The sequence below is a fragment of the Streptomyces atratus genome (genome assembly GCF_040655115.1).
GTDB classification, from domain to species: domain Bacteria; phylum Actinomycetota; class Actinomycetes; order Streptomycetales; family Streptomycetaceae; genus Streptomyces; species Streptomyces atratus_D.
The window spans coordinates 85580-97863 of the sequence record NZ_JBFAJH010000003.1 but is presented as its reverse complement, the minus strand read 5'-3'; the positions used below and the strand labels follow the sequence as shown (position 1 = coordinate 97863).

Sequence of the window (12284 nt, the reverse complement as noted above, 5' to 3'; positions counted from 1 at the left end):
ATCACTCCTTGTGGGACTGTGTTTGTTGAACCGAGAGCGCGCGGACAGTACGGGACGGGCTCGGGCGGCCCAGTTGTTCGGCGAGCCACACGCTGGTGGCGGTGAGCGCGTCGAGGTCGACCCCGGTTTCGATGCCGAGGCCGTGGAGCATCCACACGAGGTCTTCGGTGGCGAGATTTCCGGTAGCGCTCTTCGCGTACGGGCAGCCGCCGAGGCCGCCCGCGGAGGCGTCCACGGTGGTGACACCGTGCTGGAGCGCGGCGAGGGTGTTGGAGAGCGCCTGGCCGTACGTGTCGTGGAAGTGCACCCCGATGGTGTTGGTGTGCACGCCCTCCTCGTTCAGCTCGGAGAGCAGGTCCTGCACATGGCCGGGGGTGGCGACGCCGATGGTGTCGCCGAGGGAGAGCTCGTCGCAGCCGAGGTCCATCAGCGCCTTGGCGACGCGCACGACCTGGTGGACGGGGACGGGCCCCTCCCACGGGTCGCCGAAGCACATCGACAGATAGCCGCGGACGTGCACCTTGTCCGCCTTGGCGCGGGTGACGACGGGCTCGAACATGGCGAGCGACTCGGCGACGGTGCGGTTGAGATTGCGGGCGGCGAACGTCTCGGTCGCCGACCCGAACACGGCGATCCGGCGGGCACCGAGAGCGAGGGCGCGCTCCAGCCCGCGCTCGTTGGGTACGAGCACGGGGAGCGCGACCCCCTCGATGTCCCCGAGGCGGGGGAACAGGTCCTCCGCGTCGGCGAGTTGGGGCACCCACTTCGCGTGGACGAAGCTGGTCGCCTCGATGGTCGTCAGACCGGCCGCGGCGAGGCGGTGGATGAACTCCGCCTTCACCTCGGTCGGGACGACCGCCTTCTCGTTCTGCAGCCCGTCACGGGCACCGACCTCGTGGATGCGCACCCGGGCGGGCAGATCCGGTGCGGGCACGGTCATGGGCAGATTGCCGGCGGTCATGCTTCCTCCTCGCTCGGAACCACCACGGCGAGTACCTGGTCCATGACGACGGTGGCACCGGCTGCCACATCGAGTTCGGTGACGGTCCCGGCGTGCGGGGCGGAGATGACGTGCTCCATCTTCATCGCCTCCACGACGAGCAGGCTCTGCCCGGCGACGACCTCGTCCCCGACGGCCACCTTCACCACGGTGACCGTGCCCGGCATGGGCGCGGCGAGTGTGTCGGCACCGCCGTGCGCCGCACCGGTGAGGGACGCCTCCACGGGGTCGTGGTCCTGCACGTGCCAGGTGTCGCCGTCGCATCCCAGCCAGCTCCCCTCCGGGGAGGCGGCGTGCGTGAACGTATGGGTGACACGGGCGAGTTCGAAGGTGAGGCGGTGCGCGGAGACGTCGATGACCCTGGCTGTCTCCGTGCCGCCGGGCAGGGGGGCCAGCGGGCCGCAGGTGCCCGTCGCGGGCGCCGGCGGCAGTGCGCCCTCCCCGACATGGCCGAACGTCAGCTCGGTGCCCGCCGGACAGGAGCGCACGCCGACCTGCACCGGGTCGTGACCCGGCAGCCGGAAGTGGCGGACCGTGCGCGCGGGGGCGCCGCCCAGCCGCCAGCCGTCGGCCACCGAGAACGGGTCGACCCAACCGGAGCTGCCCCCGGGAGAGGTGCCCCCGGCGGCCGGCTGCCGCAGCAGCGCCGCCGCCGCGTACACCTCCTCCGGCACCCCGTCCGGCACCAGCCCGTCCACCGCGCGCTCCACCAGCCCGGTGTCGAGATCGCCCGCCACCACCGCCGGGTGGGCGAGCAGCCGGCGAAGGAACCCGGCATTGGTCGGCACGCCCAGGATCACCAGCTCCGACAGGGCGGTGCGCAGCCGCCGCAGCGCCGTGGCCCGGTCGGGTCCGTGGACGATGACCTTCGAGAGCATCGGGTCGTACAGACTGCCGACCTCGACCCCCTCGCTGAGACCCGAGTCGGTCCGTACGCCGTGGCCGTTCGGCTCGCGGAGGGAGAGCACCGTACCGCCGGACGGCAGGAAGCCGCGGGCCGGGTCCTCGGCGCAGATCCGGGCCTCGATCGCATGTCCGGTGAGCGTGATGTCGGGCTGCTTGTAGGGGAGTTGTTCGCCGGAGGCGACCCGCAGCTGCCACTCCACCAGGTCCAGGCCGGTGATCAGTTCGGTGACCGGGTGCTCGACCTGGAGGCGGGTGTTCATCTCCATGAAGTAGTACGAGGCGGGGTCGTTGCCCGGGACGATGAACTCCACCGTGCCCGCACCGACATACCCGCAGGAGCGGGCCGCCTGGACGGCCGCCTCGCCCATCGCCGCCCGGGTCTCCTCGTCGAGCAGGACGGACGGCGCCTCCTCGATGATCTTCTGGTGGCGGCGCTGGAGCGAGCACTCGCGCTCGCCGAGATGCACCACGTTCCCGTGCCCGTCGGCCAGGACCTGGATCTCGATGTGGCGCGGCCGGTCGATCCACCGCTCCACGAGCAGGGTGTCGTCCCCGAACGAGCCGCGCGCCTCACGCCGGGCGGCGGCGATCTCGTCGGCGAGCAGCGCCTCGTCGCGCACCAGCCGCATGCCCTTGCCGCCGCCCCCCGCCGAGGGCTTCAGCAGCACCGGCATGCCGATCGTGCGCGCCGCCTCCGCGAGCTGTGTGTCGCTGAGCCCGCTGCCGGACGACCCCGGCACGACCGGAACCCCGGCCGCCGCGACGGTCTCCTTGGCCCGGATCTTGTCGCCCATCAGCGAGATCGCGGAAGCGGGCGGCCCGATGAAGACGAGCCCCGCGTCCGCGCACGCCTGCGCGAACCCCGCGTTCTCGGCGAGGAAGCCGTACCCCGGGTGCACGGCCTGCGCGCCGGTGCGGCGGGCGGCCTCCAGCAGCGCGGGCACGCTGAGATAGCTCTCGGCGGCGGGTGCGGGACCGATCCGTACCGCCGTATCGGCCTCCCGTACGTGCCGGGCGTCGGCGTCCGCGTCGCTGAAGACGGCGACGGACCGTACACCCAGCTCGCGCAGGGTCCGGATGACCCGGACCGCGATCTCGCCGCGGTTGGCGACCAGAACGGTGTCGAACATCGTCATCTGTTCCCTCACATCCGGAAGACGCCGAAGCCGGGCTCACCCAGCGGGGCGTTGGCACACGCGGTCAGAGCGAGCCCCAGCACCTGCCGGGTCTCCAGCGGGTCGATCACACCGTCGTCCCAGAGCCGGGCGGTGGCGTAGTACGCGTTGCCCTGCGTCTCGTACTGCTCGCGGATCGGCGCCTTGAAGGCTTCCTCGTCCTCGGCGCTCCAGTCGTCGCCCAGCTGGTCGCGCTTGACCGTCGCGAGCACGGACGCGGCCTGCTCGCCGCCCATGACGGAGATCTTGGCGTTGGGCCACATCCACAGGAAGCGCGGCGAGTAGGCCCGCCCGCACATGGAGTAGTTCCCCGCCCCGTACGACCCGCCGACCACGACGGTCAGCTTCGGGACCCGGGTGCAGGCGACCGCGGTGACCATCTTGGCGCCGTGCTTGGCGATGCCGCCGGCCTCGTAGTCGCGCCCGACCATGAACCCGGAGATGTTCTGGAGGAAGACCAGCGGGATGCCGCGCTGGTCGCAGAGCTCGATGAAGTGCGCACCCTTCTGGGCGGACTCGGAGAACAGGATGCCGTTGTTGGCGACGATGCCGACCGGGTGCCCGTGGATCCGGGCGAAGCCGGTGACCAGCGTCGTCCCGTACTCCGCCTTGAACTCGGCGAACCGCGACCCGTCGACGACCCGCGCGACGACCTCCCGCACGTCGTACGGCGTCCGCGAATCGACCGGCACGGCCCCGTAGAGCCCGGCAGGATCGACCTTCGGCTCCTCCACAGCTTCCACGGACCAGGGCAGAGCCCCGCGCGCGGGCAGCGTGGCCACAATGTTCCGGACGATCCGCAGGGCGTGCGCGTCGTCCTCCGCGAGATGGTCGGTGACGCCCGACGTACGGGAGTGGACCTCGCCGCCGCCCAGCTCCTCCGCCGTGACGACCTCACCGGTCGCGGCCTTCACCAGCGGCGGACCGCCGAGGAAGATCGTCCCCTGGTTCCGCACGATCACGGCTTCGTCGCTCATCGCGGGGACGTACGCCCCACCGGCCGTACAGGACCCCAGCACGGCCGCGACCTGCGGAATCCCGGCCCCTGACATCCGGGCCTGGTTGTAGAAGATCCGCCCGAAGTGCTCCCGGTCGGGAAACACCTCGTCCTGCATCGGCAGAAACGCGCCACCGGAGTCCACCAGGTACAGACAGGGCAGCCGGTTCTCCAGCGCCACTTCCTGGGCCCGCAGGTGCTTCTTCACCGTCATGGGGTAATACGTGCCGCCCTTGACCGTGGCGTCATTGGCGACGATCACGCACTCCCGGCCGCTGACCCGCCCGATCCCGGCGATCACCCCGGCCGCCGGAGCAGCACCCCCGTACAGCCCCTCGGCCGCCAGCGGCGCCAGCTCCAGGAACGGCGACCCGGGGTCCAGCAACGCGTCCACCCGGTCCCGGGGCAGCAGCTTCCCGCGCGCCACATGCCGGGCGCGGGCCTTCTCGCCCCCGCCCAGCCTGGCCGCGGCCAGCCGCGCCCGCAGCTCGTCGCCGAGCGCGCGGTGCGCCTCCTCGTTGGCCAGCCAGCCCTGAGAAGCGGGATCCGCCGCACTCGCCAGCACCGGTGCCTGCTGCATCCGTCGAGCCCCCTTGCCCGGTCGACAGGTCCGCCGATCCGGTTAATGAGCGTTAACACGTTTCCTTCAGGTTAACGCCCGCTAACGCCACTGTCTAGAATCGAATCCATGACCACCAGGACGGACGCCCCCACGCGCCGCGAGCAGATCCTCAAGGAGGCTGCCCGCCTCTTCGCCGAGCGCGGTTTCCACGGTGTGGGCGTCGACGAGATAGGCGCAGCCGTCGGGATCAGCGGTCCCGGCCTCTACCGCCACTTCCCCGGCAAGGACGCGATGCTCGCCGAACTGCTGGTCGGCATCAGCGAGCGCCTCCTGGCCGGCGGAAGGCTCCGCGTCACGGAGGACGCGACCTCCGGCGACGACTCCCCGGAAGCCCTCCTGAACGCGCTCATCGAGGGCCACATCGACTTCGCTCTGGACGACCGTCCCCTGATCACCCTGCACGACCGCGAGCTGGACCGCCTCCGGGACAGCGACCGCAAGCGCGTGCGCCAGCTCCAGCGCCAGTACGTGGAGCTGTGGGTCGAGGTGGTCCGCGCCCTCTACCCGCTCCTCCCCGAGAGCGAGGCCCGCGCCACCGTCCACGCGGTCTTCGGCCTGCTCAACTCGACCCCGCACCTGGGCCGCCCCGGCGCCCTCCCGGGCCGCACGGCGACGGCGGCGCTGCTGCACCGACTGGCGCGGGGGGCGTTCGAGGCGGCGGGCGGTTCCTAGCGGTGATCGGGCGCGGGTCGCTGACCACAGGCCGTGCGCAGATCGCACCGACCGCGCAGGCCGCGGTACGCGATACCGACCGGGCAGGCCGCGGTGCGCTATGCGTACCGCGGCAGGTTCTCGGTCGAGATGGTCCACTCGCCGATGGTGATGTCCTCGCCGTACAGGAAGTCCTTGCGCGTGGCGTAGCGCGGCCCGTTCGGCGTGGGGTGGATGTCGGAGAGCACGGCCCCCGACCCGGTACGCGGATCGAAGATCACGTAGAGGGGGATGCCCAGAAGCGGGTAGTCCCGCATCTTGCTCACCCAGTCGTTGTCCGGGTTGGACCGTGAGACGACTTCGACGGCGGCGATGAGCGTGCGGGGCTCGAAGGAACCCTCGCCCTCCATGTCCGCCTCGGCGATCACCATGACGTCGGGGTGACGCATGATGCCCTCGGGCGCGTCTTCCACGTCGGGAGTCCCGGTGTGGGCCACCAGCTCTTCCGGGAGGACCTTCTCCAGGCGTTTCCGTACACGCAGCGTGGTGAGTTCGTGCGGCCTCGCGGGCGACATCATGTCGTGGACGATCCCTTCCTTGGTGATCTCGAATTTGCCGGGAAGGGTGTCGTCCATGGATGAGACGAAGTCCCGCATGATCTGGTACAGGCGGGCGTCTCGCCGTGCGTCGTCCGGGGCGATGGTCATGGTGCTCGCTCCTCGTCGTCTGTACCCGGGATCAAGGGTCGTCACGTTCATGCTAAGCGGCCTCCATCAGGTTGGATCGGCAGTCGCAGCACTCGCCGGGCTCCGGCGCCCGGAAGGCGCGGTCGCACCCGTCGCAGTTCTGCAGCGGGTCCGGGCGCCGTACGGATTCCCCAGCCGGGGCGGCGGGGAGCGGGGGTGGCAGGAGGGTGGCGAGTCGGTGGGCGAGGAGGCCCGCTGGGCGTTTCAGAGGTTCGGGGAGGTCGGCGACGAGGGTGCGGCGCACGGCGTCGGGGTGGGCGTCGCGTTCGAGCCAGGCGGCGACGGCGGGGGCGAGTCGGCGGATGTCGTCCTCGGCGAGCAGCAGCCGGGGATCGTCGCGGCGCAGGCCGGCGAGGAGGTCGACGGCGGCGCGGTGATGTGCGAGGTCATGGGTCTGCGGCTCGGCAAGCGGCGGGGGCAGCGGCGCGACGGGTGACGAGGCTCGCTGCTCCGGTACGGAGGCCCGGACGGTGGCTGGGGTGGTAACCGGGGCAGGCACCACAAGAACCACCGACTGGCGTTCCCGCTCCCGTTGCCGCTCGGCCCTCGGTGCGGGCCGCGGCGCCGGGCGGCCCATGTCCCCTCCCGGCTGGTTGTACGACACGGTCCGCGTCACGACCCGCCCGCCGGGCGTCCGTTCCCGCGTACGGGACAGGTAGCCGTGGCCTTCCAGTTCGCGCAGGGCGGCCGCGATCCGGGTCTCGCTCTCGGGGAAGCGATCGGCGAGGAACTTGATACCGATCTTGGCCCCGGCAGGCAGCGACTGGATGTGCACGGCCAGCCCGATCGCCACCAGCGACATCTCGCGATGCTGGGCGAGGTGATTGCCGATGACCGTGTAGCGGCTGGTGTGCCGGGTGTTGACGTGGATGACACCGGAAGGGGTGGCAGGACGGGGATCGCCTGCCGTGGCGCGCGAGGGCGCGGTAATCTGCTGGGTATCCATCGGGAAGGTGCTTCTTCCTCGGTGGTCAGGCCCTCGATCGGGATTCGCAGTCCCGGCCGGGGGCCGACGCATGTCTGGGGTTGTCGCGGCGAGCATATGCCTGCCAACCGGACCGAAATCCAGCCCAGTTGGCAAACCTCACCCTTGCGGGTGACGGGAGACAGGGAGGGGTTGGGAATGGTAATTGCCCAAGGAATCAAAAGCTTTTGATGTCGTGCCGGACCGCGTCGCGGTCAGCCGGGTCGTGGCCCACCGGGTCGCGACAGTCACGATCCGGTGAGGGCCACGTCCGTCCGGACAGTGTCACGCGGATCGGGCCCCGCACCACGCCCCATCGGGTGGCAGGAGCACCACTCCACGGCGGAGTGCCGGGATCCGACCGCTCCGCGACGGTCCGGAGGGGGCAGCGCGGCCCGACCCTCCGCGTCCGCCGCGCAAGACGCCCGGCACGCTGCGCACACCTGACGGCACAATGGGTTCATGCCGATACCCAGCCGCGCCGCCCTTGTCGAACACCTCGTCCGTACGCGCATCGCCGGAGACGTCGCCACCCCCCGCGACAACAACCTCACCCACTACCGCAGGCTCGCCAACGGGGACCGCCACTACTGGCTGGGGCTGGAGCTCGGCAACCGGTGGGCCGATGAGCAGGACGTGCTCGCCGTGATGGCCGAGCGCTGTGGGGTCAGTGATGATCCGGAGCACCGGCACGGGCAGGACACCATCGATCCCGAGCTGACCGTCGACGCGCTGGAGCGGATGGCGGCCCGGCTGCGCAAGGCGGCGGCCGGGGCGGAGCGGGTGTTGTTCGCAACCGGGCATCCGGGTGGGCTGCTGGACGTGCACCGGCAGACCGCGGATGCGCTGCGCGGCGCCGGGTGCGAGATCGTGCGGATTCCCTCCGGGCTGATGGCGGACGAGGGCATGGTCTTCCAGTTCGCCGACGTGGCCGTGATGGAGCGCGGGGCGACGCTGTGGCACACGCACTCACCGGCGCCGATGGCGGCGATCCTGGACGGTCTGGAGCGGGAGGAGCGGCCGCTGCCGGACCTGGTCGTCGCCGATCACGGGTGGGCGGGGTGCGCCGGGCAGCGGGGGCTCGACTCGGTCGGGTACGCGGACTGCAACGACCCGGCGCTCTTCCTGGGCGAGGCGGAGGGCACCCTGCAGGTGGTCGTGCCGCTGGACGATCACGTGCTCGACCCACGGTTCTACGACCCGATGACGGACTATCTGCTGGACGCGGCCGGGCTGCTCTGATGCGTACGGACGGCACGGGGCCGATCCGCGCCGACAGCTGTGGGGCGCTCTGCCCTGCGGACATTCCGGAGGCGGACGGAGCGTCACAACAGTCGGGTATCCGGTGACCTCCATGCAGAAGCGATTGCCGGCAGGTGTGATCCACTGAGGTGGGATCGGTCAGCGGTTCGTGTTGAGGAAGCCGATCGCGACCGCGCCCCACCAGCAGACCTGGGACAGGAGTGCCGTGGCGCCTCCCCAGGCCGTCATTCCGCGGCCGATCGGCTCGGTGGCCTCGGCGACGCGGCGACCGAGGAGGCCCGCCTGGAGGCCGTTGAGGGTGAGCAGGCCGACCAGCGCGATCTTCGTCTGGGTCAGCACGGAGTGCAGGTCGGGCTGGAGCATGAGCCCGCTTGTGACCAGCCCGCCGAGACCGGCCCAGATCGGCACGTGGAGCCGGGACGTGGCGGCTATGACCTCGCCGAGCGGGCAGCGACCGGCAGCCCGCCCTCGGCGGTCCGCTCCACCGCGAGCGCGGCCAGCTCCTCCAGCAACTCAGCGGACAGACCGTTCACGGATACCGGCATCGACTTCACGTCGGCACCCTGGGCGCTCTCACCAGCCTCGGCAAGCGACACGCCCCCAGCAGACTCGATCAGGTGACCAGCACTCGTACTCATCAGGTGACTCCTTCGTGGAGGGCCCACACCTGATTCATGACACTCCCCGCGCTCGTCCCGGCTGCCGGAAGGGCAATCGTCAGGCGCGCCCGTCGCGTCAAGCCCGCCACCGCAAGGTAGGCAGGAATCTCCCTCGTTCACGAGGGAGAGCGCTTCAAAGCCCCATGGACTTGGCGATGATCGACTTCATGACCTCGTTGGTGCCGCCGTAGATGCGGTTGACGCGGTTGTCCGCGTACAGGCGCGCGATCGGGTACTCGTTCATGAAGCCGTAGCCACCGTGCAGCTGGAGGCAGCGGTCGATCACGCGGTGCGCGACCTCGGTGCAGAACAGCTTCGCGGAGGCGGCCTCGGCGGCGGTCAGCTCGCCGGCGTCGAGGGCCTCCAGCGCGCGGTCGGCGACGGCCTGGGCCGCGTCCACCTCGGCCTGGCAGGCGGCCAGCTCGAACTTGGTGTTCTGGAACGAGGCGACGGTCTTGCCGAAGACCGTGCGGTCCTGCACGTAGCTCTTGGTGAACCGGACGGCCGCAGCGGCCTGCGCGTACGCGCCGAAGGCTATGCCCCAGCGCTCGGACGCCAGGTTGATGCCGAGGTAGCCGAAGCCCTTGTTCTCCTCGCCGAGCAGGTCCTCGACGGGGACCTTGACGTCGACGAAGGCCAGCTCGGCGGTGTCGGAGACCTTCAGGCCGAGCTTGTCGAGCTTGCGGCCGACGGAGTAGCCCGCCGACTTGGTGTCCACGGCGAACAGGGAGATGCCGAAGCGGCGGTCGTCCTCGCGGGGCGCGGACGTACGGGCGCACACGATCACGCGGTCGGCATGCACGCCACCGGTGATGAAGGTCTTTGCGCCGTTCAGGACGTAGTGCGTGCCGTCCTCGGAAAGCTTGGCGGTGGTCTTCATGCCCGCGACGTCGGAGCCGGTGCCCGGCTCGGTCATCGCGAGAGCCCACATCTCCTCGCCGGTGGTGAACTTCGGCAGCCAGCGCTTCTTCTGCTCGTCGGTGGCGAGCATCTTGATGTACGGCAGGCCGAGCAGGGTGTGCACACCCGAGCCGCCGAAGGAGACACCGGCGCGGGCGGTCTCCTCGTAGATGACGGCCTCGTACTTGTGCGAGTCGATGCCGGCGCCGCCGTACTCCTCGTCCACCTCGATGCCGAAGACGCCCAGCTCGCCGAGCTTGTGGTAGAACTCGCGCGGCGCCTGGCCGGCGGCGAACCACTCGTCGTAGACGGGGACGACCTCGGCCGCGATGAAGGCGCGGATGGTCTCCCGGAACGCCTCGTGGTCCTCGTTGAATACCGTACGGCGCACGGGGGTGCCTCCTCTGTCGGCTTCGATCGGCTTCGGGCGAGCATCGGCCAGCGGGATGGCTAAGCGCTTGCTCAGTTCTGGTCAAAAGTTACCCGGCGGTCACTGAAGCTGTCCAGGGTGATGCTCAGCACGCCCGCGAGGCTCATGTGCGGCGGCTTCAGCGGTGCATCCGGCTCGGTGAATTCCCCGACCGTGCTCACGCTGGCCGCGCTGAAGAAGGCGTGACCGACGACCGCCGGGATACCGATCCGGAGGCCGGTCGCAGCCACGTAACGCCGAGGTCGCGGAGCGACACCCGGACACGTGAGAGGGCGTCGGTCTTGTCACGCGCCGTGCCTGATGCCGTGTCAGGCGTGGGCGGTCGCTGGCGAATGCCGCTCACTGCTGCCGCAGCGCGAACCACAGCTCCGTCCGTACGTCCATGTCGTCGAGGTCCGCGTCCAGCAGCGTCGCGCAGCGGGCGATGCGCTGGCGGACCGTGTTGCGGTGGACCTGGAGGGCCGTTGCCGTGCGGTCCCAGCTGCCGTGCAGGCTCAACCAGCAGCGCAGCGTCTCGGTCAGTGGCTCGGTGAGCGGGGCGAGGAGGGCGCGGGCGTGGGCCTCGGCCTGGTCCGGAGGGACCAGGGCGGCCAGACCGCCTCCGGTGCCGTTGTCGTGGTGGGCCAGGGGGGTGCGGGTGGCGACGGCCCGGCCCAGGGCGCGGGCCGCCTGGCCGTCGGCGAGGTCCAGCGCGGTGATGGAGACGGGGGCGGAGGTGCCGAGTGTCCAGCCGGGCTGCGGGGTGACCCGCTCACCACCCGGGACCAGGACCTTGACCGCGTCGCCGCCCCGGCCCGCGTCGACCAGCGCCGACCCCAGCGCGGCACCCAGCGCCCCGGCGGTCAGCGGGTCGACGGGGCCGCCACTGCTGCGCCGGGCATGCACCACCGTCCAGAGTTCGGCGCCGCCGAGCAGCGGGGCGACGTCCGCCGGGTCCGCGCCCAGCAGCATCCGCACCAGCGCCGCCGACCGGCCCGCGGCGTCGGCGCCCTGGTGCGGGGCGGCCAGCAGGGAGAGAAGGATGACCGCGATCCCGGTGACCGTGTGGTCGCCCGCCTCGCGCCGCCCCGTCGACAGCGCCAGGACGAGCCCCTGCCCGCCGCCGAGCGCGTACGCGAAGAGATGCGTGTCGCCGACGGTGTCGGTCGCGGATGTGGGGGCGGGGGAGGTGGGAGGCGCGGCGGGGGAGACCACGCGGGTCAGCCGGGTCAGCGCCGCCCGCACCTCGGGGGGCGGGCGGCGGCCCGCCGCGTGCAGCTCCTCGCCGGCCGCGGAGAGCAGGACCGCCCGCCCCGACAGCTGGGCGGCCAGCTGGTGCAGCACCGCGGGGACCGGATCCGGCCGGGCCGCGGCCGTGGCCAGGGCCTGCTGGGCGCGCGTCACCCGGCGAAGCTCCCGGTGCCGGGCCTCCGCCATCAGCCGCCACACCGCTCGGGCGATCGCGGTGAACGGGGTCTCGGGCGGCACCTCCACCAGGGGCAGCCCGTGCCGGTCGCACGCCTCGATCAGCGCCTGCGGCACGGCGTCGTGCACCGGCGTCACCCCGAAACCGAGCGCCGCCGCCCCCGCCTCCACCAGCCGGGCCACATAGGTGTCCGGGTCCTTGAGCAGCACCCCGGCACTCAGCAGCAGCTCACCGCCGAGCAGATACGGGTACGGGTCGGCCATCTCCGAGGTGTGCACCCACAACAGGTCCGCGTGGACCGGTCCCGCGATCCGGCGCAGCCGGAGCTCCTCGCGGGCGAGCAGCTCGGCGAGCGGGATGGGCGGAGTGGGGGGAGCGGACCCGGTGGTGGCCGTGGGGACGGTGGAGGAATGGGGTCCGGTGGGAGTGTCCGGCATGGATGGTCCATCCATTGGTTACGGCGAGAATGGATGAAACGTACACTTCAGCGCCGCTTGTGGGCCACCTACCGTCTTCACGAAACACATACCCGCAACATTTCGCGAAATGACTGAGACGGAGGTAAG

The 12284-nt window shown here is 71.3% G+C and carries 12 protein-coding genes; 2 read left to right on the top strand and 10 right to left on the bottom strand.

Features of this window, described 5'->3' with window-relative positions:
* Position 1: 1 nt before the first annotated feature.
* The 3 genes from AB0I23_RS05585 to AB0I23_RS05575 are packed head-to-tail and all read right to left on the bottom strand — an operon-like array spanning position 2 to position 4658.
* On the bottom strand, positions 2-961 hold the full coding sequence (locus AB0I23_RS05585) for a hydroxymethylglutaryl-CoA lyase (RefSeq protein WP_359107108.1): 960 nt from the start codon (positions 959-961) through the stop codon (positions 2-4).
* Complete coding sequence (locus AB0I23_RS05580; RefSeq protein WP_359107482.1) at positions 958-3036, bottom strand: acetyl/propionyl/methylcrotonyl-CoA carboxylase subunit alpha; 2079 nt, start codon at positions 3034-3036, stop codon at positions 958-960. Before AB0I23_RS05580 ends, AB0I23_RS05585 begins: the two co-directional genes overlap by 4 nt.
* Positions 3037-3050: 14 nt before the next feature.
* Positions 3051-4658: a carboxyl transferase domain-containing protein gene (locus AB0I23_RS05575; protein ID WP_359107106.1), complete on the bottom strand. Its 1608-nt coding sequence runs from the start codon at positions 4656-4658 to the stop codon at positions 3051-3053.
* A gap of 108 nt (positions 4659-4766) precedes the next feature.
* Here AB0I23_RS05575 and AB0I23_RS05570 point away from each other — a divergent pair, with 108 nt between their 5' ends.
* Entirely contained in the window at positions 4767-5372 is a 606-nt protein-coding gene (locus AB0I23_RS05570; RefSeq protein WP_359107104.1) for an SACE_7040 family transcriptional regulator, read from the top strand.
* A gap of 98 nt (positions 5373-5470) precedes the next feature.
* On the opposite strand, the gene AB0I23_RS05565 is transcribed toward AB0I23_RS05570, so the two are convergent.
* Positions 5471-6058, bottom strand: coding sequence for a Uma2 family endonuclease (locus tag AB0I23_RS05565; RefSeq protein WP_266985408.1), 588 nt, complete (start codon positions 6056-6058; stop codon positions 5471-5473).
* A 52-nt stretch (positions 6059-6110) separates the two neighbouring features.
* A complete protein-coding gene (locus AB0I23_RS05560) occupies positions 6111-7043 on the bottom strand; it encodes a helix-turn-helix domain-containing protein (protein ID WP_359107102.1) in 933 nt (310 codons plus the stop codon).
* 480 nt (positions 7044-7523) lie between these two features.
* Between AB0I23_RS05560 and AB0I23_RS05555 the strand changes: the two genes are divergently transcribed.
* A complete protein-coding gene (locus AB0I23_RS05555; RefSeq protein ID WP_359107100.1) occupies positions 7524-8303 on the top strand; it encodes a phosphatase in 780 nt (259 codons plus the stop codon).
* A gap of 159 nt (positions 8304-8462) precedes the next feature.
* Here the strand turns inward: AB0I23_RS05555 and AB0I23_RS05550 are convergent, their stop codons facing one another.
* From AB0I23_RS05550 to AB0I23_RS05530, 5 genes are all read right to left on the bottom strand, one after another.
* Positions 8463-8687, bottom strand: a complete 225-nt coding sequence (locus AB0I23_RS05550) for a hypothetical protein (protein ID WP_359107098.1) — start codon at positions 8685-8687, stop codon at positions 8463-8465.
* Between the two features lie 65 nt (positions 8688-8752).
* Entirely contained in the window at positions 8753-8962 is a 210-nt protein-coding gene (locus AB0I23_RS05545; RefSeq protein ID WP_359107096.1) for a hypothetical protein, read from the bottom strand.
* A 154-nt stretch (positions 8963-9116) separates the two neighbouring features.
* Positions 9117-10274: an acyl-CoA dehydrogenase family protein gene (locus AB0I23_RS05540; protein ID WP_359107095.1), complete on the bottom strand. Its 1158-nt coding sequence runs from the start codon at positions 10272-10274 to the stop codon at positions 9117-9119.
* Positions 10275-10345: 71 nt separating this feature from the next.
* Entirely contained in the window at positions 10346-10543 is a 198-nt protein-coding gene (locus tag AB0I23_RS05535; protein ID WP_359107094.1) for a hypothetical protein, read from the bottom strand.
* Positions 10544-10652: 109 nt separating this feature from the next.
* Complete coding sequence (locus AB0I23_RS05530) at positions 10653-12155, bottom strand: PucR family transcriptional regulator (RefSeq protein ID WP_359107092.1); 1503 nt, start codon at positions 12153-12155, stop codon at positions 10653-10655.
* Positions 12156-12284 lie beyond the last annotated feature (129 nt).